Source organism: Microbacterium testaceum, from assembly GCF_006539145.1.
Taxonomy (GTDB): domain Bacteria; phylum Actinomycetota; class Actinomycetes; order Actinomycetales; family Microbacteriaceae; genus Microbacterium; species Microbacterium testaceum.
The window spans coordinates 93,439-115,811 of record NZ_BJML01000008.1; the positions used below are offsets into that span (position 1 = coordinate 93,439).

A 22,373-nucleotide genomic window follows, 5' to 3' on the forward strand; every position below is an offset into this window, starting at 1 on the left:
TCTCCCCGTCGACGCCCTCTGCCTCTGGCAGGGGGCGTTCTCGTTCATACGCCGGATTCATAGCCGCGGTGGCGCATGCTGGGGCGGTGTCACCGACCTCGCATCGCGTCCGGCGCAACCGTCGCCGGCTTCTGCTCATCGTCGCCGCTGTCGCCACCACGGTGGTCGTCGGTACGGTGGCGTTCGTCGCCGTGAATCTCGCGGGGGCGGCCAGCGGCATCCATCACTCCGATGCCGTGATGCCGGTCGCCGCTCCGGGGGTCGCCCAGGACGAGGGGGAGCAGAACATCCTCATCATGGGGCTCGACAGCCGCGTGGATGAGGACGGCAAGCCCTACCCGCAGGAGATCTACGACGCGATCCATGCCGAGGACGCCTCCGTCGGCGGCTACAACACGAACGTCCTGATGTACGTGCACATCCCGGCCGGCGGCGGCCAGGCGGTCGCCGTGTCGATCCCGCGCGACGACTACGTCGACTATGCGGGCGCCCCTGGCGGAACGAAGAAGGGCAAGATCAAAGAGGCCTACGGACGAGCCTTCGCCGCGAAGGACGACGAGCTCCGCGCTGCGGGTGTCTCGGAAGACGACGCGTATCAACAGGCACGCGACGCCGCTCGCACCGAGGAGATGCAGACGGTGTCGCAGTTCCTCGGTGGCGTGCCGATCGACCACTTCGTGGAGGTGACGATGGCGGCGTTCTACCGGGTCGCCCAGGCCGTGCAGCCCATCTCGGTGTGTCTGAACCACGCGACGGCCGACACCTATTCCGGTGCCGACTTCGCGGCGGGGCCGCAGCAGATCGACGCGTCGCAGGCGATGGCCTTCGTGCGTCAGCGTCGCGACACCGAGTACCGGAACGTCTTCCTCACCGACCTCGACCGCACGCGCCGTCAGCAGGCCTTCATGGTGTCGCTCGCCCTGAAGCTCCGCGATGCCCAGACGTTCACCGACTTCGGACGCCTGCAGGATCTGCTCGACACCGCGAAGCAGTACGTGGCCGTCGACAAGGGCTTCGACCTGCTCAGCCTCGCCTCGACCGCCCAGCGCCTCGCCGGGGGAGACGTCACGTTCCAGACCCTGCCGGTCGAGCGCTTCGGCACGATCGACGGCGAGAGCGTGAACATCGTCGATCAGAAGGCGATCGCCGCCCAGGTCGCCGCCCTGCTTCACCCGGCGCCCGCCGCCACCCCGGATGCCGGCACGAGTGCCGCCCCGTCGGCGACCGACGCCCCCGCGACGACCGCCCCGTCGGCGTCGCCCAGCCCGACGTCGTCGGTGTACACCGACTCGCAGCAACCGATGCGAGCGGGGTCGGTACCCTGCGTGAACTGAGGCCGTTCAGCCGTACCGCTCGCGATACCGACGCTCGGCCGCGGGGTGCAGCGCGAGGGGCGAGGTGTCGATGAGGCTCGCAGGAGTCAGGTACTGGATGCCGAGGGCATCGGGGGGCACGAGGCCCGGGGCGTCATCGATGAGGGCGTCGACGAGCGCACGGGCCACACCGTCGGCGAGATCGGCGCGGGCGAGCAGGAGGTTGGCGACGCCGATCGTGGGTACCGCCCGCGCCGCGCCGTAGACGCCGGAAGGGATCGTCGTCGCCGCATAGACGTCGGGGTACCGCGCGCTCAGGACGGAGAGAGCGGGCGTCGTGTCAATGACCATGACCGGTACCTGCTGCGCCAGCTCCGAGATCTGCGGGGTGGGAACGCCGCCCGACCAGAAGAACGCGTCGATCCGCGCCGCGGCCACGTCGTCCACGGCTTCGCGGAACGTGCGCTCCACCGTGTTCGGTCGCCCCGGCCCCGCCGCAATCACCCCCGAGGCATCGAGGACGCGTCGGGCGGTCGCGGCCGCGCCGGATCCCGGGGCGCCCAGCGAGACCGTGCGCCCCGCGAGGTTGGCGAGCTGCGAGATCCCCGCGTCCGCGCGCACGATGCACTGCAGGTAGTTCTGGTAGACCCGCCCGATCGCGACGACGTCGTTGCCGACATCTGCTGCCGAATCCACCAGCGACAGCCCGAGGTCTACGGCGCGTTCCCGCAGGAGGCGGAGGTTGTCGATGCTGCCCTCGGTGGCGAGCGGCGAGACGGTCACGACGCTCGACGATCGCGTCGCGGCGGCCAGCAGATGACCGAACTCCAGGTAGCTTCCGCCCGCCTCACCGCACCCCAGCACCAGCGGTGTCGTCGCGGGCGTGGAGCAGGCGACGAGCGAGGCCGCTCCCATTCCGGCAGCCACGGAGAGGAACGCGCGGCGGGTCAGCGTACTCACGGCCGCGTCCACTCGAGCCGGGCCCCGAGCCCGCCGAGGGGTGAGCGCTCGAGGCGAAGGCTGCCGCCGGCGGTGCGCATCAGCTCGGCGACGATCGCGAGGCCCAGGCCCGTGCCGGGCGATGACCGGTGGGCCCCCGCACGCCAGAAGCGTGTTCCCATGCTGTCGAGATCCGCGTCCGCGAGGTGCGCGCCCGAATCGTCGACGTGCAGGGACACGCCCCGATCGTCTTCGCGCAGGGCGAGGCGCACGCGCGCCCCGTGGCCGGCGTAGTTCGCGGCGTTGTCGAGCAGCACCTGCACCATCTCTTCGAGGTCGGCGCGGCCGCACGGGACGACGACGACGGTGTCGTCCGAGGCGTCGAGCATCACGCCTGCCTCGTCGAGTCGCCACCGGTGCAGATCGCCGAGTTCGGATGCCGACACCCGGCACTCGCGCTGAGCCCCCTCGTCCCGCGCGGCGTCGTATCCCTGTCGCGAGGCCGAGGCGCGGTGCTCGGCGTTGGCGAGGGTCAGCATGCGCTCGACCGTGTGCTCGAGTCGGTCGAGGTCGTGGTCGACCGCGGCGAGGTCGTCCGCGGCATCCGGATCCCGGGGCAGCGAATCGACGCGAAGCCGGATGGCGGCGAGGGGAGTACGCAACTGGTGCGACGCGTCGGCCACGAAGCCGCGCTGCTGCTCGAGGGTGTTCTCGACCTCGTCGGTCATGGTCGTGAAGGCGCGGCTGAGGCGTCGCAGCTCGGGCGGCCCGGTCGGCCGCAGCGGAACCGCCTCACGATGGGCCGTGAGGGCGGCTACGGCGGAGTCGAGAGCGCGCACGGGGCGCAGAATCCACCGCGTCCAGAGCAGAGAGGCCCCCATGAGAGCGGCCAGCAGCAGCAGCCCGACGATGACCACCAGCACCCAGGCCGACGCGACGTCGGCCTTCGCGCGCGCCAAGTCGACCTCGAGGACCACCACTCCCGTTGACAGGTCACCCGCCGAGATCACCGGTACGGCGACCAGCGCGGTGTCCGGCGCCCAGGGCGTGACGCGGGGCAGCGACACCTGTGGGATCGCCCGCGACGCCGCTCCGGCGATGGATCGCACGTCGAGACCGGGGGAGAGGCCGCCCGCGGAGGCGACCGCATCTCCCTTCTCATCGAGCACGAGCACCGCCTCGCCGTATACGGCGTGGAAGCGGTCGACGTACGCCTGCAGGCTCGACGTCCCTCCCTGCACGAGAGCGGTTCTCGCGCGCTGCACGACCTGATCGAGAGACGCCTGGCGCTGCAGGGCGATCTGCTGCGTGCGCGAGTCGGCGATGGACTGGGCGATCGGGATGAGCACCGCGATCACAGCGATGAGCCCGAAGACGAGCAGGGGGAGCAGAACGCGCCGTCTCACGGTGCGTCCTCGAGGCGGTAGCCGAAGCCGCGGACCGTCGTGATGGTGAGATCGGGCAGCTTCTGCCGCACCTGCCCCATGTGAACGTCGAACGAGCGCGACGACGCGGCGTAGGCGTCGCCCCACACCTCGTCGAGGATGACCCGGCGACTCACGACGGTCCCCGCCCGACGGGCGAGCGAGAGCAGGATGCCGAATTCATTCGGCGTGAGGGCGACATCGCGGCCCGCCATGCTGACGCGCCGCGCGTCGACGTCGATCGACAGCGCCGATGTCTCTACCCGCGTCGGCTCTGCGGGGGGATTGTATCGGCGCGTGACGGCGATCAGGCGGGCGAGGAGTTCGTGGAGGCGCACGGGCTTGACGAGGTAGTCGTCGGCACCGAGAGAAAGGGCACGGACCGTCGAGCGCTCGTCGCCGCGTGCGGTCACCACGATGACGGGGATCTGGCTCACGTCGCGCAGATCGCGCAGCACGTCGAGCCCGTCCCTGTCCTCGAGGCCGAGGTCGAGCAGCACCGCCTGTACCTCGCGGTGGCGCAGAAGCACGTCGCTGCCCCGCGAGACGCGGGTGCACGTGTGGCCGGCGCGGCTCAGGGCCGAGACGAGGGCCGCGGCGACCGAGCCGTCGTCCTCGGCGACGAGTACGTGCATGCTCCATCGTAGACACAGGCTCCACGTCGCCGTGGTGCCCAATGTAAGGCCACTGTAAGGATCTCGATCGACCGAGCCGTCGGCCACCACGATGGCCCATACGCCTCGTCACCGCCGCCGGAGGCTCCTCTGCCGGCGGTGACGAGACGACCAACGTCCCTCGACCGATCGGATTCCTCATGTCGACGACGACAACGATCCCCACGAGTCTGCGGCGTTCGATCTCGAACACCCTCAAAGGCTCGGCCGGCAACCTCGTGGAGTGGTACGACGTCTACGTCTACTCCGTCTTCGCGGTGTACTTCGAGTCGCAGTTCTTCAGCTCCGATGACAAGAACTCCACCATCTACGTGTGGGCGATCTTCGCCGTCACCTTCCTCATGCGGCCGATCGGCTCGTGGTTCTTCGGCCGCTTCGCCGACCGATACGGCCGCCGCCTGTCGCTGACCGTGTCGGTGTCGCTCATGGCGTTCTGTTCGCTGATCATCGCGTTCGCGCCCACCGCCGAGGCGATCGGCGTCGGCGCCGTCGTGATCCTCGTGTTCGCGCGCCTGCTGCAGGGCTTCGCCACCGGCGGCGAGTACGGCACGAGTGCCACGTACATGTCCGAGGCGGCCATGCCCGGCCGCCGCGGGTTCCTCTCGTCGTTCCACTACGTCACGCTCGTCGGCGGACACGTCCTCGCTCAGACGACACTGCTGATCATGGTGCTGACCCTCGACGAAGAGGCCATCTCGACCTGGGGCTGGCGCGTCGCCTTCGCCATCGGCGGCGTCGCAGCGGTGGCGGTGTTCTGGATGCGTCGCACCATGGACGAGTCGCTCGAGAAGCACGTGCTCGACGACACCAAGGCCGGTCGCGCGAAGGACTCCGGGTCGATGAGCGACCTTCTCGTCAACAACTGGCGACCGCTCCTACTGTGCTTCGCCATCACCGCCGGCGGCACCGTCGCGTTCTACACGTACTCGGTCACCGGGCCGAACATCGTCAAGACCGCTTTCTCGGGGGGAGACGTCGTCACCGGCACCGTCATCAACCTCATCGCGCTGAGCGCGCTGATGCTCATGCAGCCCCTCGGCGGCTGGCTGTCCGACAAGGTCGGACGCAAGTCGCTCCTGGTCTTCTTCGGCGTCGGCGGTGTGCTGTACACCTGGTTCCTCATCACCATGCTTCCGCAGCAGACCAACGAGTTCGCCGCCTTCGCGATCCTCCTCGGCGGCTTCGTGATCCTCACCGGGTACACCTCGATCAACGCGCTCGTGAAGGCGCAGCTGTTTCCGACGCACGTGCGCGCCCTGGGCGTCGGGCTCGGCTACGCCCTCGCCAACTCGCTGTTCGGCGGGACGGCGCCGCTGCTCTACGCCGGGGCGCAGTCGGCCGAGCAGGTGCCGCTGTTCATCGTCTACGTGACGGTCATCATCGCCGCATCTCTCGCCGTGTACGTCTTCGCCCTGCGCAATAAGGCACCGAACTGGCTCGACGACGAACTGGTGATGCGCGAGGCGCAGCAGCAGAAGTCGCGCGAGACGGTGGTGGCCCGCTGAGACCGTGGTGAGGGCGCCTCTTCCGTCGGGGGAGGCGCCCTCACCACGCGGGGTGGGGATCGTCCGCGCGTGCGCCGGGTCGCGGCATCCGGGGTCGAGGTCCAGCCCTTCGCGCGTCGCGTCGCGTCGGTCACCAAACGCGCCGGAATCGGATCGCGTCAGCAGAATCGGATGCCGCGGCCCCTTGCATCCGCTATCGATGCGAAGATCCGAATCCGGTGCGCAGCGGGAGCCCGAGAAGCGCTCACCGAACGACGAAAGCCCCCGCAGAAGCGGAGGCTTTCTCTTGTGGTGGACCTGAGGGGACTCGAACCCCTGACCCCCTGCATGCCATGCAGGTGCGCTACCAGCTGCGCCACAGGCCCATTTTCTGTTTTCCGCCCCGTTTGAGGCAACTCCATGAGCTTACAACACAGATCGGGAGTGCAAGAAATCGGCGCCGCCGGGCGTGTCGTCGGATGCCGCCACCGCGAGCAGGACGGCCCTTCGCAACCGCTGGGCGCGAGCGCTGAGGGCTCTCTGTCGCGCAACGTACTCGCTCTTCCCCTCGGGCGTTTCGATGGGCACCGGCGCATAGCCCCACGCGGTGAGATCGTACGGCGAGGCCTGCATATCGAGCGCGCGGATGTCGCGCGCGAGCTCGAACGCGTCGAGCAGCAGCGGACCGGGAACCAAGGGTCCGAGCTTCACGGCCCACTTGTAGACATCCATTCCGGCGTGCAGGCACCCGGGCTGCTCGCGCGCGGCCTGGTCCTCGCGTCGGAGCGGTGTGCGGTTGAGTGGTACCGCCTCGGGAGTGAAGAACCGGAAAGCGTCGAAGTGCGTGCACGTGAGGTCGTGGGCGTCGACCACCGCGTCCGTACCGTCGCGGCCGAGACGCAGCGGAACGGCGTGCCGCACCTCGTCGGAGCGATAGGCCATCGCCCACTCGTGCAGCCCGAAGCATCCGAACCGTGCGGGTCGGTCGAGCGTTGCACGCAGCAGGTTGACGATCCCGCGGTACATCGACCCCTTCTCGGTACGGAAACGCTCGGCATCCACCTCGACTCCGGCGCCCTCGGTCCGGTACCAGCGCCATGTGGAGCGCTCTCCGGCCCCCTCGAGCAGGACGCCCGCCCCCGGGTGCCACCGTCGCAGAATCGCGGGCTTGTAGGAGTAGTACGTGAAGAGGAAGTCCTCGACCGGGTGCTTCTGCGCCCGGCTCGCACGAGCGCGGTGATCGGCCGTGAGCGCGTCGGCTCGTGCCGCGTGTGCCTCGACGGCGGCCGTCCACTCTTCGCGCGTCAGGACGTTGTGAGTCGCGAGTTGCGTCACTCGACCGGCTCGATGAGCTCGGGGGAGTCGTTGCGGACGTTGCCCACCGCCGAAGAGACCACATGGTCGTCGAGGGTCTCGGCCATGTCGGGAGCGGCGTCGATGGCCGCATCGAGGATGTCTCCGACGTTCTCGGTCGTGGGGTCGAGCCAGGCGTCGGCGAAGTCGGGGTCCATGAACAACGGCATGCGGTCGTGGATGGATCCCAGTCGCCCGATCGCGTCACGGGTGAGGATCGTGCAGCTCAGCACCCAGCGCGCCGGGTCGTCGTCGGCGAGAGCAGGGTCTTTCCACCACTCGTAGAGCCCCGCGAAGAAAAGGGGCGACCCGTCGGCGGGGTGGATGTAGTGCGGCGTCTTGCCCTCGTCGGTGGTCTTCCACTCGTAGTACCCGGATGCCGGGATCACGGCGCGTCGCTTGATGAGCGCGTTGCGGAACATCGGCTTGTCTTCGACGTCTTCGCTGCGCGCGTTGAACGCCCGCGCGCCGATTGCACGGTCTTTCGCCCACCCGGGGATGAGGCCCCACCGCGCCACCTCGAGGCGGCGCACCGGTGGCTCGCTCTTGATCGAGTCGAGCACGATCGCCACCTGCGAGGTGGGAGCGATGTTGTACGAGGGCTTCGGCAGTTCGTCGGCCTCGACGTCGACGCGCAGCACCCCCACGAGCTCGGAGGCCACGTTGGCTACGACGAATCGACCGCACATGCCTCCACCGTACGCGTCCCCTCCGACATCGGACCGCGGGCCGGGCCGCGGCCGCGGACGGCCTCGCGATATGCGCCACCTCGATCTCTGGTGCGACCGCCATCGCGCCTGTCGCCGAACAAGCGCACGGCGACCGGCGCCGCGGCATCCGGGATCAGGCGTCGTTCGAGATGACGCCCGTGCTGCGGAGTCGGTCGAGAAGGCCCGCGCCGTCGGACTCGGTCACCCACGGCACCTCGGCCGCGGAGTGGTCGTCGACCACGGTGCGGCCACCGGCGAGCACCGCTTCGGCAGGGAGGAGCTTGCGGATCGCCACCGCGGCGACGTTCTGAGGGTGCTCGATGGCGAACCCGGTATAGATCGCGTCGTCGTGCTGCCCGTCGTCGCCGACCAGCAGCCACTTCACCTGCGGGAATTCCGTAGCGAGGCGGCGGAGGTTCTGTTCCTTGTGCTCCCGACCGCTGCGGAACCAGCGATCGTGCGTCGGGCCCCAGTCGGTGAGCAGGAACGATCCCGCGGGGAAGAGATGTCGGCGCATGAAGCGCGTGAGGGTCGGTGCGACGTTCCATGCGCCGGTCGAGAGGTAAATCACCGGCGTACCAGGGTGCTCGCGAGTGAGGCGTTCGAGCATCACGGCCATGCCCGGCACGGGCTGGCGCGCGTGCTCGTCGACGACGAACGAGTTCCAGGCGGCGAGCAGCGGGCGCGGGAGCAGCGTGACCATGACGGTGTCGTCGATGTCGCTGACGACGCCGAACCGCACGCCGGAGCCCACGATGAACACGCGTGTCTCGGCGGGCTCGCTGCCCTCGACCGACATGGTGATGGTCTGCCAGCCGGGGGAGAGGGTCGCGGGGAGCTTCGCGTCGATCACTCCGCCGCGATCCGCCACGACGCGGTGCGTGACCCCGTCGATGACGACATCGACCTGGGCGAAGCCGACGGGAACGGCGGCGAAGCTGCGCCACCCCCGCAGGCTCGCGAACTCCCCCGTGGAGGTGCGCTTGATGGGCGGGGCGATCAGCACGCGGCCGAGAACGCGTACCCACTCCTCGGAGCCGTACCCCGGGAACCCGGTGACGGCCGGACGCAGGCCGCGTGCGCGCGCTCGACGTTCGCGCCAGCGGTGGAAACGGCGCTCGAGTCGGGCGAACCAGAGCACTTTGGCGCGAGGAGAGCGAGGCATCTCCCTCAGTCTTTCACGTCACCGTCCACCGGTTCGAGGGGGGCGGCCTCATCGGCGAGGTGACGGCGTTCCATGCGCTCGATGATCTTCTTGCCGACGAAGACCAGCACGAAGAAGACCACGAGGATGCCGACGAAGACATAGCCCGCGTAGTGGATGCGGTCGGAGAGCTCGCGGTAGGTACCCGCGGCCGAGGCCGCCACCGTGACGTACAGGCTCGACCAGACGAGGCACGCGGGAGTCGTCCACGCGAGGAAGCGACGGTAGCTGTAGCCGCTCATGCCGACCGTCAGCGGCACCAGGGAATGGAGCACCGGCAGGAATCGTGACAGGAAGATCGCCGGTCCGCCGCGCCGACGCAGGTACCGGTCGGCGCGCTCCCAGTTGCGTTCGCCGAGCTTCTGTCCGAGGCGCGACGAGCGGATGCGCGGACCGAAATAACGGCCCAGCCAGAACCCGAAGCTCTCGCCGATCAGGGCCCCGACGACGATGGCCGCGGCCAGCACGACACCCTCGAGCGGCGAGGCGACGGCGGTTCCCGCGACGATCACCATGGTGTCGCCCGGAACGATGAGGCCCACGAGCACGCTGGTCTCGAGCATCATGGCCACGCCCGCGACCACGGTACGCAGCACCGGGTCGACGTCGCGGACCAGGTCGAGCAGTGACGTGAGAATATCGTTCACCTCCGTCAGCCTAGGCCCGCCGCACCGCTCTAGCCTGGGAGCGTGCCCCGCTCGCTTCCCCCGTTCACCCTGGCGCGGTGGAAAGACCCCGAGGCGATGTTCCTGCACCTCTTCGCTGCGGCGGGCGATGCGTTCTGGCTCGACGCCGGCCGCGACGCCTCATCGGGGTGGAGCTGGATGGGCACCGGACGCCTTGACGCGAGTGACCGGGCCCTGCAGAGCGATGTCGCAACGTTCGGCGACGCGGCCGATGACGCCGGTCCGTTCCGCGGCGGATGGGTCGGTTGGCGCTCCTACGAGGGCCGGGACTCCTGGCTCCGTGTCGACACCTTCCTCGCGTTCGACCACACCCGGCGACGCGTGCACGTCTTCGGCGACGCCGACCTCGCCGCACGGGCCGCCGCCGCGCCGCCGGCCGCGGCCGTCGATCCCGCGGCGAACCGGGGCATGGCATCCGCTCGCGTGAGTCCCGACCGCTACGCCGAGCTCATCGAGGCGTGCCGCGCTCGGATCCGCGAGGGCGACGCCTACCAGCTGTGCCTCACCACCCGCTTCACGGTGCCGGGTGAGCACGACGCGGTCGCGGTGTTCCGGCGGCTGCGGCAAGCCTCCGCCTCGCACCACGCGGGTTTCGTCCGTATCGGTGGCGCGACGCTGGTGAGCGCTTCTCCCGAACGCTTCCTCGAGGTGCACGACGGCCGCGTGCACACCCACCCCATCAAGGGCACGCGTCCGCGTTCCGCCGATCCCGCTCGCGATCGCGCCCTCGCCGACGAGCTGCGGGCGGATGCCAAGGAGCAGGCCGAGAACGTCATGATCGTCGACCTGATGCGCAATGACCTGTCGCGCGTCTGCGAACCGTCGACGGTCGGGGTCGACCGACTCCTCGACGTGGAGACGTATCCGACCGTGCATCAGCTCGTGAGCGAGGTGTCGGGGCGACTCCTGCCCGGGACCACGATCGCGGAGCTGCTCGACGCCGCGTTCCCGGCCGGAAGCATGACGGGGGCTCCGAAGAGGTCTGCGATGCAGATCCTCGCCGAGCTCGAGGGAGCCGAGCGCGGCATCTACTCCGGCGCCTTCGGCTGGATCGGCGACGACGGGGCGGCAGACCTCGCGATGGTCATCCGGAGCGTCGTCGTGGAGCGGGATGCCGCCTGGGTCGGCGCCGGCGGCGGGATCACGTGGCGCTCGGTCGCGGCATCCGAGGTCGCCGAGGTGGGGATCAAAGCGCGAGCGCCCCTCGCCGCTCTCGGTGCCCGAGTACCGCCCGGGTGGTGACGGCGGGTCCGATAGCCTGGGAGTTGGTCCCCGCGGCCCCCCGACCTTCACGATTGGCTTCACCCGTGTCTCAGAACTCCGCAGCAGACCCCCGCGAGGGGGGCTTCGACACCCACGCCATCCAGGCGAAGTGGCAGCAGGCTTGGGCCGAGAAAGACCCGTTCCGTGCCGGGGGCGACGATGACACGCGCCCCCGCAAGTACGTGCTCGCGATGTTCCCCTACCCCTCGGGCGACCTGCACATGGGCCACGCCGAGAATTACCTCTACAGCGACATCGTGGCGCGCTTCTGGCGCCACCGCGGCTACAACGTGCTCAACCCGATCGGCTGGGACTCGTTCGGCCTGCCCGCAGAGAACGCCGCCATCAAGCGCGGCGCCGACCCCGTCGAGTGGACCTACGCCAACATCGCGCAGCAGAAGGCGAGCCTGAAAGACTACGGCGTCTCGTTCGACTGGAGCCGCGTGCTGCACACCAGCGACCCCGAGTACTACCGCTGGAACCAGTGGCTGTTCCAGAGGCTGTACGAGAAGGGCCTGGCCTACCGCAAGGACGCCCTGGTCAACTGGGACCCGGTGGATCAGACCGTGCTCGCCAACGAGCAGGTGCTGCCCGACGGCACCTCCGAGCGCAGCGGCGCCGTCGTCGTCAAGAAGAAGCTGACGCAGTGGTTCCTGCGCATCACCGACTACGCCGACCGCCTGCTCGACGATCTGAACCAGCTCGAGGGCTTCTGGCCGAGCAAGGTCATCCAGATGCAGCGCAACTGGATCGGCCGCTCGATCGGCGCCGACATCGAGTTCGAGATCGAGGGCCGCGACGACAAGATCACGGTCTTCTCCACCCGCCCCGACACGCTCCACGGAGCGACGTTCTTCGTCGTCGCGCCCGAGTCCGATCTGGCGACCGAGCTCGCGGCATCCGCGGATCAGGGGGTGCGCGAGACGTTCGAGGCGTACCTGGCTCAGGTGCAGCGCGCGACCGACATCGAGCGTCAGGCGACCGACCGCCCCAAGACCGGGGTGTTCCTCGGTCACCACGCGATCAACCCGGTCAACGGCGAGAAGCTGCCCATCTGGGCCGCCGACTACGTCTTGGCCGACTACGGTCACGGCGCGGTCATGGCCGTGCCCGCGCACGACCAGCGCGACCTCGACTTCGCCCGTGCCTTCGACCTGCCCGTGAAGGTCGTCGTCGACACGACCGCGCCGATCACCGGCGCGATCCCGGTCATCGAGCTCGACGACGAGGGCGTGCCGATCGACCCGCTCGGCGACATCGACGACCTGGATCCGGTCAAGACCGGCATCGCGCTCACCGGAGACGGTCGCATGATGAACTCGGGCTCGCTCAACGGGCTGTCGAAGCGTCACGCGATCACCCGCATGATCGAGGAGCTCGAAGCCAAGGGCGTCGGCCGCGCCGCCAAGACGTACCGCCTGCGCGACTGGCTGATCTCGCGTCAGCGCTACTGGGGGACGCCCATCCCGATGCTGCACGGGGAGGACGGCTCGATCACGCCGGTTCCCGCCGACCAGCTGCCGGTGACGCTGCCCTCGGTCGAGGGACTCGACCTCAAGCCCAAGGGAACCTCGCCGCTCGGCGCGGCCACCGACTGGGTGCAGGTGACCGACCCCGAGACGGGCCAGACGCTGCTGCGCGACCCCGACACGATGGACACCTTCGTCGACAGCTCGTGGTACTACCTGCGCTTCCTGTCGCCGAACAGCGAGACCGAGGCGTTCTCCGCCCGCGAGGCGAACAAGTGGGGCCCCGTCGACTTCTACATCGGCGGCGTCGAGCACGCGATCCTGCACCTGCTGTACGCGCGCTTCATCACCAAGGCCCTCTTCGACATGGGCCTGGTGGAGTTCACCGAGCCGTTCTCGAGCCTCATCAACCAGGGCATGGTCATCCTCGACGGCACGAAGATGTCGAAGAGCAAGGGCAACCTGGTGCTGTTCCAGGAGGAGCTCGACGCCCACGGTGCCGACGCCCTGCGCGTCGCGCTCGCCTTCGCGGGCCCCGTGGAAGACGACAAAGACTGGAACGACGTCTCGACGACGGGTGCGGCCAAGTTCCTCGCCCGCGCCCTGCGCATCGCTCACGACGTCGACAGCGAGACCGACGTGGTCTGGGCCGAGGGCGACTCCTCGCTCCGCCGTGTCACGCATCGCCTGCTGGCGGATGCCGCGAACCTCATCGAGCAGACGAAGTTCAACGTCGTCGTCGCCCGCCTGATGGAGCTCGTCAATGCCACCCGCAAGGCGATCGACGGAAAGGCCGGCGCGAGCGACCCCGCCGTCCGCGAGGCGGCCGAGGTCATCGCGATGACCCTCGACCTCTTTGCCCCGCACACCGCCGAAGAGATGTGGGCGACGCTCGGCTACGACGGTTTCGTGGGACTCGCGACCTGGCGTCAGGCCGACCCCACGCTTCTCGTCGAAGACACGGTCACCGCCGTCGTGCAGATCGACGGCAAGGTGCGCGGCACGCTCGAGGTCTCGGCCAAGATCGGCGCCGACGAGCTCGAGGCCCTCGCCCGCGGCGACGAGCGCATCGTCCGCGCCCTGGGCGAGCGGGAGATCGTGCGCGCGGTGGTGCGTCCGCCGAAGGTGGTCAGCTTCTCGACGAAGTAGGTTCTCGCTCCGGATGCCACGTCCCCGGCGCTCTGCGGAGTGCGGGGGGCCGTGGCCTCCGTCGTTCTCGGGGGCGGCGTCGAGGGATTCAGCGAGGGCGAAAGTAGATCGTTCCGTCGCGGGCGCGATCGAGAAGCCCGGCGTCGACGAAGTAGCTTTGAGGCGGGTCAGTGGAAGAGCCAGGAGAGGAGCCGATGGATCCAGCGCTTCGGCTGTGAGCTGTCTCCACTCATGCGGCTATGCCCCGCCCCATCGATCGAAAGGGGTGGCGTTGCGTCCTCGTCGGTCGGTGTGAGACGTATGTCCGCGGAGGGAGCCGTCTCGCGTTCCGTCGCCGTGATCGTGACCGTGGGCTCAGCCTGGGGTGACGGGGGAGTCGCGCTCACGTTCCCCGCATGACGGTCGCTCGGCTGCGGAGAAGGTGGGGACCCCGTTGTGGCAGCAGCTGCAGGCTCTGTTTGCACTCTCGGTCGGGCCGGCCGCCGATGTACGGCACGCACGGCCGCGACATCCTCCACCCGCGCCCACCCGGAACCGTAGGCGAAACCGACCGCGTTGGGTCCGTACCATAGCCGCTCACCGCTCAGGACTTCCCGTAGGAATTCTCGTGCGTCGTAGTTTCCCGCGCTCGTGAGGGATCGTCCATCATCGGCCATGCGCATCACCGTGGCACCCACCCACAGGCGGACTCGCCCCGTGTGCCCCGGCTCCCACGGACGCGCCTCCACGGAGCGACCAGGCGCTTGGAAAACGCGAAGGCGGGCCGCTGGCTGCCGGAAAAGCGCGCGCTTCAGCTGGGGACTGGTGGCGCTTTCGGGAAGTAACCAGATCACGTCGGCACCGGCGTGTCTTCGCGCGCTCGTGCGCGCGGCGAAATCGGTCGTCCAGCGTTGCACTTCGATGGCATGCGGACGCGGTCCGTCCACCCACACGTCGGCGTGGGCGTACTCCGGGAACGCTGCGTAGCCGAGGTCGGCGCAGAGCATGGCCAGCCTCTGCTGGAGCCAAGTGTGCTCGGCGGACGGAGGGCCGCCGCGAGAAACCCTTCCGAACGCGTGCCCACAATCGACGGTTCCCGGCCTGTTCCTGAGGAAGCGGGTCCCGTTCGATCGCTGGACCTTGACCAGTTCAGCCCGACATCCCGGCTTCGGACAGATCAAATCACCCGTCTGGCTCCCCGTGATCAGCTTCCAGTCGTCCGGGTCGTATACCCATAGGGGGTGCCGACGCCACAAATCGCGCCGTTGCGCATGGGTCTTCATCTGCTGCGAGTGGTCGCGGTGCTGCATGCCGATCCCTTGGTCTACGAACGCGGTGTAGCGAGGGTACGGCATGGGCGGGACGACGACCGCGAAAACGGTGATGGCTCCGGAGGCGGAGAACTCCCCGCCTCCCACCGAGGAGGAGAAGGCCTGAGCGAGCAGGGCGTGCGGGTCCTCCACATCAGAAGAATGCATGTGGCTGTCCACCGGCTGGCGTTTGCACTCCACGCGGAGGAGGACCGTTTGTCTAGCGTCGTGGCGTGACCGACCGGCCCCTCTCCACGAACGCGGCGACGCCGGGCGCCCCGCGCGAAACGGAGCAGGGTCCAGGCAGCGCAGAGCGTGATTCCGCCGGACCCGCGATGGGCGCACTGCCCCCTCGAGCCCGCCTCGGAATCGGGGCGGTGATCGTCCTGGTGCTCCTCGCCTTCGCCGTCACGATCGGCATCGGCATGCTGCGGGGCGCGACGGGTGCCCAGATCGTCGAACCGACGCCGTCATCTTCTTCGTCGCCCGCGGGTCTGCCCGCCGGAACGGGACTGTACGTCCACGTCGCGGGCGCGGTGCGTGAGCCGGGGCTGTACCGGTTGGATGCCGGCGACCGGGTCGCCGATGCGATCGGTCGCGCCGGAGGCTTCTCCGACGATGCGCAGCGCGACGCGGTCAACCTGGCGCGTCCCGTGGCCGACGGCGAGCAGATCGTCGTTCCCCTTGTCGGCGCCGAGACCGTCGCCCCCGCCTCCGGTGCGGGCGGCGGCGCCAGCGGACCTCTCGACCTCAACACCGCCACACGCGAACAACTCGACGAGCTCCCGCGCGTCGGGCCGGCGATGGCCGACCGCATCCTGGAGTGGCGCAAGACGAATGGGCGTTTCACGAGCGTCGACGATCTGCTGTCGGTCCCGGGCATCGGCGAGAAGATGCTCGCCGGACTTCGCGACCTGGTGCGCGTGTGAAGGGCCGACCCGGTGCGCGCCGACGTTCTCTTCGTGCGGTCTCCGTCGCCGCAGCGACCTGGGCCGCCGCGGGCGGGGCGACGATGGTCTCGGATGCCACCGTGTTCTCGGTGGTGCTCACCGTCGCTGCGTCCGCGGCCACCGCACTCTACGCGTGGCGACGCACCGCGCTCCTCGCCGTCGTGGCCGTCGCCCTCGCTTGTTCGGCTGCCACGGCGGGGGCCGTGGCGTCGGTGAGTCCGGCCCGGGGGCAGATCGCCGCCCTCGAGACCGACGGGGGACGACACCTCGAGCTCGAGGTCGTCGTCACCGGGCGCATCGACGGTTCGCCCGACGGCGGTGCCTGGTTCGACGCGGTCGCCACACGCGTTCGCGCGGGGAAGCTCGCCGTGACGGGCACGATCCCCGCTCGCGTCCTCGTCGATCCGGAGGGACGTTCGGCGCTGGCCGATGCGAGCATGGGGAGCGAGGTCCGGCTGACCGGACGGGCCGTGCCCTCCGACCCGGCGGATCGAGCCGCTCTCGTCGTGCGGGCGAGCTCGATCGAAACCGCCTCGGCCCCGGGCGGGGTGTGGGCCGTCTTCGAGGGGCTCCGCGACGGTCTCGTGGCCTCGACACGGGGCCTCCCACAGCCGGGGGCAGGTCTCGTCCCCGGACTCGCCGTGGGCGACACCTCCAGCCTCGACCCCGCCACCGAGGCCGCCATGAACGCCTCGTCGCTGTCGCACCTCACCGCGGTCTCTGGCGCGAACTGCGCGATCGTCGTCGGTGCGGCGTTCGCCGTGCTGGCTCTCTGCGGAGCGTCCCGAGGCGCACGGGTGGTGGGGGCGATGCTGGTGCTGACCGCTTTCGTGGCTCTCGTGACGCCCGAGCCCAGCGTCGTCCGCGCCGCCGCCATGGCGACGGTGGCGATGATCGCCCTCGCGCTCGGGCGCCCCGCGATCGGTGTGGCGGTGCTGTCGCTCGCGGTGACGGTTCTTCTCGTGATCGACCCGTGGCTCTCCCGATCCCTCGGCTTCGCTCTCTCGGCCGCCGCCACCGGGGCTCTGCTGGTGCTCGCCCGGCCGCTGGCCACCGGCCTGGAACGATGGATGCCACGCGCCCTCGCCCTGACCCTGGCGGTGCCCACCTCGGCCCAGCTCGTCTGCGGACCGCTCATCGTGCTGATCGATCCGCACGTCCCCTTGCTGGGCGTCGCGGCTAACCTCGTCGCCGACCCGGCCGCCGCCCCGGCGACGATCGCGGGGGCCCTGGCCTGTATCGCCCCGTTGCCCTGGCTACGAGACGGACTGACCGCACTCGCCTGGGTGCCGGCGGCCTGGATCGCCGCCGTCGCGCACACGACCGCGGCGGTGGCGGCGCAGAACCTGCCGTGGCCCGACGGGCTGTTCGGGGCGACGCTGCTGGCTGCGGTCGGAGCCGCCATCAGCCTCGCCGTCATCCGGCCTCGAAGGCTGCCGAGAATCACCGCTCTGGCCTCCGCCGCCGTCGCCGTCGTGCTCGGCCTCGTGCTCGGGCAGACGGCCGTGCGCACGGTGGCAGGGCCGCTCACGGTTCCTGCCGCGTGGCAGGTGGCGATGTGCGACGTGGGCCAGGGCGACGCGACGCTGTGGCGATCGGGGCACGCCGTGGCTCTCGTCGATACCGGACCCGAGCCGGAGGCTCTGACCCACTGCCTGCAGACGTTCGGGGTGGAGCGCTTGGCCGTTGTCGTCCTCACGCATTTCGATCTCGACCACGTGGGCGGATCGTCGGCGATCGTGGGCCGGGTGGACCTCCTCGTCCACGGGCCGCCCGACGAGGCGAACGACGAGCGGCTCCTCGACCGGTTCGCGGCCGCAGGAGCCCGCCTCCAGCTCGCGACGATCGGGATGACGGGAGCCGTGGGCACCACGCGATGGCAGGCGCTCGGCCCGCTGCCGAACGTCGAACCCGGCAACGACGCCTCGGTCGCCCTCGACGTCGTCGGAGCGGGTTTCCCGCGCACCGTGCTCCTGGGCGACCTGGGTGAGCAGGCGCAATACACCCTCCGCCGGCGCATCGACGTCCCCCGCGTGCAGGTCGTGAAGGTCTCGCACCACGGCAGCGCCGATCAGGATGCCGAGCTCTACCGCGCTCTGCACCCCACGGTCGGGCTCATCGGCGTCGGCGCCGACAACGACTACGGTCATCCGACCGCGAAGCTCCTCGGCCTCCTGACGGCTCTCGGAACGACCGCGGCACGCACCGATCGTGACGGCGCACTCGCGGTCTGGCTCGATGCAGACGGACGGTTGACGCTGTGGCGGGAGCGAGCCGACGCGGGGATCGGCGACTCGCCGCCGCCCGGCGATGTCGGAACCGATCGGTAGGCTGGGAGAGTGACCCCGGCTCCCCGACGCTCCGCCCCCGCAAAGGCGAAGTCGACCATTCCTCAGGTCTCGTGGCGCTCTCCGCAACCCGCGCCCCTCGTCCTCGTCTCAGGCCCCGAAGAGGTCTGCGCGGAGCGCGCGATCGCGGGCATCCGATCGATGTTGAAGAGCGAAGACCCCAGCCTCGAGGTCACCGACATCCGTGCCGACGACTACGCCGCCGGCACCCTGCTCAGTGTCACGTCGCCCTCCCTGTTCGGCGAGCCGCGTCTCGTCCGCGTCAGCGGCGTCGAGAAGTGCACCGACACCTTCCTCACCGAGGCGGTGTCGTACCTCGCCCACCCCCAGGACGGCGCCACGGTGGTCTTGCGGCACACCGGCGCGAGCGTTCGCGGCAAGAAGCTGCTCGACGGCATCCGTGCCGGTCAGGGCAATGGCATAGAGATCGCCTGCCCCGCCGTCAAGCGCGACTCCGACCGCTTCGACTTCGCCGTCGGCGAGTTCAAGGCTGCGCACAAGCGCATCGCCCCGGTCGCTCTGCGCTCTCTCGTCTCGGCGTTCGCCGACGATCTCACCGAGCTCGCCGCCGCCTGCCAGCAGCTCATCTCCGACGTCCCCGGCGACATCGACGAGCGCACCGTCGAGCGCTACTACGGGGGGCGCGTCGAGACCTCGGCCTTCACCGTGGCCGACACCGCCATCGCCGGCCAGTACGGCCCCGCTCTTCTCGCGCTGCGGCACGCGCTGGCATCCGGAGCCGACCCGGTGCCGCTCGTCGCCGCCGTCGCCATGAAGCTGCGCACGATGGCCCGCGTCGCGGGAACCCGGGAGTCGTCGTCGGTGCTCGCCCAGCGCCTCGGCATGAAGGACTGGCAGGTCGACCGCGCCCGCCGCGACCTCGTCGGGTGGACCGGAAACACGCTGGGCATGGCGATCCACGCCACCGCACGCGCCGACGCCGAGGTCAAAGGCGCGTCGCGAGACCCCGTCTTCGCTCTCGAGCGCATGATCACGATCATCGCGACCCGGGCACCCTACGGCGGCTAGCCGAGCGCTCGCCGTCGCGCCCCACGTGACGCGACGGCGAGCCCGAAGTCAGTCCGCAAAGCCCACTCGTGCGTCGAGGATCTCGAACAGACGCCGACGCCACGGGGTCGACGACCAGCCGTGGTCCGCACCGTCGACGACGGTGAGCGACGCACCCGGCAACAGTTCTGCGTACCGAGCGCCGTACTCCACCGGCACGATCGTGTCCTGCGTTCCGTGCACGACGTCGGCAGGACCGGTGTAGGTCGTAACAGGCCCGTAGACGTCGAGGCCCGCGGTCACCTCGTCGATGAACGCCATGCCCAGCGGCATCCCTCCGAAATCGAACCATCCCTGCTCGCGAGCCGGCGCGAGGGACTGGCCCTGGATCGCGTCGTGCACCGTGATGTCGTCGACGACGACGCCCGCCGGCGACCACAGCGTCAGCGTGCGAACGAGCTCGGGCACGCGAGCCGCGGCGAGAGCGGACTCCACCGCGCCGAGGCTGTGCGCCACGACATGGACGGGCCCCTCGACGGCGAAGGCACGGATCATGCCCACCACTTGGTCGACCTCGTCGCCGATCGTGATCTCCGAGAAAACACCATCACTCATGCCCTGACCGAGCCGGCTGTAACTGCGAACCACGGCGCCGCGCTCGACGAGGTGACGCGCGGCCTGAACGAACAGCTGATGCCCGCCGGTCGCGTCCGCGCTGAATCCGTGCACGAGCAGCACGCGCGGGGCGGCATCGGTAACGCCGGCGACGGGCTCCCACTGCCACCCGCGCAGGGTGCGATCGCCGTGGGAGAGGGTGAGGGGGGTGAGGTGCGCGTCGGCGGCCATCAGTTCGTCCGGTCCGACCAGCCGGCGGGCAGGTCGCCGGGGGCGGTGTCGATCACGGTCTCGTCGTTCTCGCCGACGTGCTCGAAGAGCGTGATGTGGGCGAACTCCGGAACGACGTAGATCGGGTAAGTGGGACCCTCGTCGCGATAGCGCTGCATGTCGTCGAGGTGGTCGTTCTGGAAGAGCACGGTCTTGTGCCCGTCGACTTCGATCCAGCGGGGGAAGAAGATGGTGCCGTGCAGCACGCGCGACGCGGGGAGCACATTGACGACGACGCTCGTACCCGTCGGCTCGTTCCACGAGACCTTGTAGACATCCGTCGCGAGAGCGACGAGGTCCACGGTCTGATCCTTCACCCAGCGGCCGCCGACGTGACCGCTGTGGATGCGGTAGTCGATCGTGGTGGCGTTCTTGACGTACATCTCGTATTGCCAGCCGTTGGCGTAGGTATAGATGAAGCGATGTCCGACGATGCCGGACAGGTCCTGGGGAGGTTCGGGGCGGGCGACGGTGGTGGTGATCTCCATGGAATGAGTTTGTGACCAAACTAGTTCTGTGTCAAACATATTTCCGGCCTACACTTCGACGATGGACGATGGCATCACTCGCACCGCCGGCTCGCTCGCACACCAGCTCGGTCCGCTGCGCCGTGCCGTCCTCCGGGCGTCCCGATCGGCCGCCGACCTCCCGGACATTCCCGAAGCGCAGATCGAGGTCATGCGCTCGCTGGCGGCGACGGGGGAGAGCGCGCCGTCCGATCTCGCCGATACGCTCGGCCTCGCCCGGTCGACCATCAGCAACCTGCTCTCGCAGATGCAGGGTGCACGGCTCATCGAGCGGCACCTGGTCGCCGGCGACGGACGACGCACCAGCGTCGGACTCACGCCGCTCGCCGAGACGCGCCTGCGCGCATTCGACGAGTCCGCGGCCCATATCCTCGCCGCAGCTCTTCGGGACCTCTCCCCGGGGGATGTCGCCACGATTGCCGCGGCCCTGCCCGCCCTCGAGCGACTGCAGCACCGCATCGTCGGCGGTTGACGGCCCCCCGGCAGCGCGGCACGATCGGCCGGCGCGCAACGCAAAGGCCCGCCCCGTGGAACACGGGACGGGCCTGGAAAAGATCTGCGACTCAGAGAGCGGCGACCGACTTCGCGATGGCCGACTTGCGGTTCGCGGCCTGGTTCTGGTGGATGACACCCTTGCTCACGGCCTTGTCGAGCTTCTTGGTCGCGGTGGCGAGCGCCTTGAGGGCTGCTTCCTTGTCGCCGGCCACGACGGCCTCCTTGGTGCGACGCACGTGCGTGCGGAGCTCGCTCTTCACGGCCTTGTTGCGCTCGCGCGCCTTCTCGTTGGTCTTGTTGCGCTTGATCTGCGACTTGATGTTCGCCACGTCGAGGGTCTTTCGTTCGAATGAGTATGGGATTGTGCCGGGCGAGCGGTAGAGGGGCGCTGCACCGGCGATCGTGGAGGTCGGGAAAAACCCCACACGCAAGCCAAGAGCCGAGTCTATCAGGTCGATGCCTCGATCGTGGTGAGCGCCACCTCCAGCAGCGCGTTGAAAACGCGCGGGCGCATCGCCGTGACGAGGTGCGTCGTGCGTGGAACCACGATGAGCTCCGCGTGCGGGGCGACGGTGAGGAACACCCGCTCGTTCATCCGGAGCTGATCCCATTGACCGTTCACGAACCACAGGGGCACGTCGATTCGACGAAGGGCTGCCACGACGTCGAGCTCAGCGAGAGCCGACAGGGCCGTGTCCTGCGCGTCGAAGGCGTACCCGCCGGCACCGAAGTCGGGCCGTGTCTCAGGAGGGAGGGTGCGGTCGAGCATGCGGTTCGTGAGTCCCAGACCGCGATCGGGGAGGCTGTCGAAACGCCGCGTGAAGAAGCTGTACGCGGACAGCCCGATTCCGCGGGGGAGCGAGGTGCACGACGCCGCCACGAACCCCGCCACCGGAGGCCGGTCCTCGCCGCCCACGTACTCGATACCGAGCAACCCACCCATGGAATGCCCCACCAGCAGCACGGGCCCGAGCCTCGCGGCATCCCGAACCGCGCCATCGATGGTCGCGAATGCCTCATCGAGCGAGAACACCTCGCCCCGGCGCGTCCCGTGCCCCGGGAGATCGACGGCGGCGACGGGCGTGCCGCGGTCCCGCAAGCGCGCGACCTGCGCCCGCCACATCGTCGAGGACGTGCGGATGCCGTGCACGAGCACGACCTGGACCGCCATGGCATCCAGGGTAGAAGCACGAGAACCGCCGG

General features: G+C 69.6%; 19 protein-coding genes and 1 tRNA gene. 8 read left to right on the forward strand and 12 right to left on the reverse strand.

The features are described from left to right. Window positions 1-86: 86 nt before the first annotated feature. Window positions 87-1,334 (forward strand): LCP family protein, encoded by a 1,248-nt coding sequence (locus MTE01_RS12410; RefSeq protein WP_103209166.1) that lies wholly within the window; start codon window positions 87-89, stop codon window positions 1,332-1,334. 6 nt (window positions 1,335-1,340) lie between these two features. Here MTE01_RS12410 and MTE01_RS12415 read toward each other — a convergent pair whose 3' ends face one another. Genes MTE01_RS12415 through MTE01_RS12425 form a run of 3 tightly spaced genes read right to left on the reverse strand, consistent with a single transcriptional unit; the run spans window position 1,341 to window position 4,311 of the window. Beyond that, a complete protein-coding gene (locus MTE01_RS12415) occupies window positions 1,341-2,273 on the reverse strand; it encodes a TAXI family TRAP transporter solute-binding subunit (protein ID WP_141377815.1) in 933 nt (310 codons plus the stop codon). Beyond that, a complete protein-coding gene (locus MTE01_RS12420) occupies window positions 2,270-3,658 on the reverse strand; it encodes a sensor histidine kinase (RefSeq protein ID WP_141377817.1) in 1,389 nt (462 codons plus the stop codon). The genes MTE01_RS12415 and MTE01_RS12420 overlap by 4 nt, the downstream gene beginning before the upstream one ends. Further along, entirely contained in the window at window positions 3,655-4,311 is a 657-nt protein-coding gene (locus tag MTE01_RS12425; protein ID WP_103209175.1) for a response regulator transcription factor, read from the reverse strand. Before MTE01_RS12425 ends, MTE01_RS12420 begins: the two co-directional genes overlap by 4 nt. A 179-nt stretch (window positions 4,312-4,490) precedes the next feature. Between MTE01_RS12425 and MTE01_RS12430 the strand changes: the two genes are divergently transcribed. Further along, a complete protein-coding gene (locus MTE01_RS12430; protein ID WP_141377819.1) occupies window positions 4,491-5,855 on the forward strand; it encodes an MFS transporter in 1,365 nt (454 codons plus the stop codon). Window positions 5,856-6,144: 289 nt separating this feature from the next. On the opposite strand, the gene MTE01_RS12435 is transcribed toward MTE01_RS12430, so the two are convergent. The 5 genes from MTE01_RS12435 to MTE01_RS12455 form a co-directional block, all read right to left on the reverse strand. Next, window positions 6,145-6,220, reverse strand: a tRNA-Ala gene (locus MTE01_RS12435). Window positions 6,221-6,260: 40 nt separating this feature from the next. Further along, window positions 6,261-7,169: a 3-methyladenine DNA glycosylase gene (locus tag MTE01_RS12440; protein ID WP_141377821.1), complete on the reverse strand. Its 909-nt coding sequence runs from the start codon at window positions 7,167-7,169 to the stop codon at window positions 6,261-6,263. After that, the gene (locus MTE01_RS12445) at window positions 7,166-7,876 is read right to left on the reverse strand and encodes an SOS response-associated peptidase (protein WP_103209184.1); all 711 of its coding nucleotides are present in this window, start codon (window positions 7,874-7,876) and stop codon (window positions 7,166-7,168) included. The genes MTE01_RS12440 and MTE01_RS12445 overlap by 4 nt, the downstream gene beginning before the upstream one ends. Window positions 7,877-8,030: 154 nt before the next feature. Continuing rightward, complete coding sequence (locus tag MTE01_RS12450) at window positions 8,031-9,062, reverse strand: App1 family protein phosphatidate phosphatase (RefSeq protein ID WP_103209186.1); 1,032 nt, start codon at window positions 9,060-9,062, stop codon at window positions 8,031-8,033. A gap of 5 nt (window positions 9,063-9,067) precedes the next feature. After that, a complete protein-coding gene (locus tag MTE01_RS12455; RefSeq protein ID WP_141377823.1) occupies window positions 9,068-9,748 on the reverse strand; it encodes a DedA family protein in 681 nt (226 codons plus the stop codon). Window positions 9,749-9,790: 42 nt separating this feature from the next. Here MTE01_RS12455 and MTE01_RS12460 point away from each other — a divergent pair, with 42 nt between their 5' ends. From MTE01_RS12460 to holA, 5 genes are all read left to right on the forward strand, one after another. Further along, entirely contained in the window at window positions 9,791-11,029 is a 1,239-nt protein-coding gene (locus MTE01_RS12460; RefSeq protein WP_246078293.1) for an anthranilate synthase component I family protein, read from the forward strand. A 65-nt stretch (window positions 11,030-11,094) separates the two neighbouring features. Next, entirely contained in the window at window positions 11,095-13,668 is a 2,574-nt protein-coding gene (gene leuS / locus MTE01_RS12465; RefSeq protein ID WP_218026359.1) for a leucine--tRNA ligase, read from the forward strand. Between the two features lie 1,522 nt (window positions 13,669-15,190). Beyond that, complete coding sequence (locus MTE01_RS12470) at window positions 15,191-15,886, forward strand: helix-hairpin-helix domain-containing protein (protein WP_307723128.1); 696 nt, start codon at window positions 15,191-15,193, stop codon at window positions 15,884-15,886. After that, window positions 15,883-18,237: a ComEC/Rec2 family competence protein gene (locus MTE01_RS12475; protein ID WP_246078295.1), complete on the forward strand. Its 2,355-nt coding sequence runs from the start codon at window positions 15,883-15,885 to the stop codon at window positions 18,235-18,237. Before MTE01_RS12470 ends, MTE01_RS12475 begins: the two co-directional genes overlap by 4 nt. Window positions 18,238-18,246: 9 nt before the next feature. Continuing rightward, entirely contained in the window at window positions 18,247-19,284 is a 1,038-nt protein-coding gene (holA, locus tag MTE01_RS12480; RefSeq protein WP_141377827.1) for a DNA polymerase III subunit delta, read from the forward strand. A gap of 48 nt (window positions 19,285-19,332) precedes the next feature. Here the strand turns inward: holA and MTE01_RS12485 are convergent, their stop codons facing one another. Together MTE01_RS12485 and MTE01_RS12490 are read right to left on the reverse strand one after the other, a co-directional pair. After that, window positions 19,333-20,109, reverse strand: a complete 777-nt coding sequence (locus MTE01_RS12485) for an alpha/beta fold hydrolase (RefSeq protein WP_141377829.1) — start codon at window positions 20,107-20,109, stop codon at window positions 19,333-19,335. Beyond that, complete coding sequence (locus tag MTE01_RS12490; protein ID WP_116239843.1) at window positions 20,109-20,636, reverse strand: phenolic acid decarboxylase; 528 nt, start codon at window positions 20,634-20,636, stop codon at window positions 20,109-20,111. Before MTE01_RS12490 ends, MTE01_RS12485 begins: the two co-directional genes overlap by 1 nt. Before the next feature lie 61 nt (window positions 20,637-20,697). On the opposite strand from MTE01_RS12490, the gene MTE01_RS12495 reads away from it, so the two are divergent. Continuing rightward, window positions 20,698-21,147 (forward strand): MarR family winged helix-turn-helix transcriptional regulator, encoded by a 450-nt coding sequence (locus tag MTE01_RS12495; RefSeq protein ID WP_116239842.1) that lies wholly within the window; start codon window positions 20,698-20,700, stop codon window positions 21,145-21,147. 91 nt (window positions 21,148-21,238) lie between these two features. On the opposite strand, the gene rpsT is transcribed toward MTE01_RS12495, so the two are convergent. Further along, window positions 21,239-21,499, reverse strand: coding sequence for a 30S ribosomal protein S20 (gene rpsT / locus MTE01_RS12500; protein WP_056231218.1), 261 nt, complete (start codon window positions 21,497-21,499; stop codon window positions 21,239-21,241). 119 nt (window positions 21,500-21,618) lie between these two features. Beyond that, on the reverse strand, window positions 21,619-22,341 hold the full coding sequence (locus MTE01_RS12505) for an alpha/beta fold hydrolase (protein ID WP_141377831.1): 723 nt from the start codon (window positions 22,339-22,341) through the stop codon (window positions 21,619-21,621). Between the last annotated feature and the right edge of the window lie 32 nt (window positions 22,342-22,373).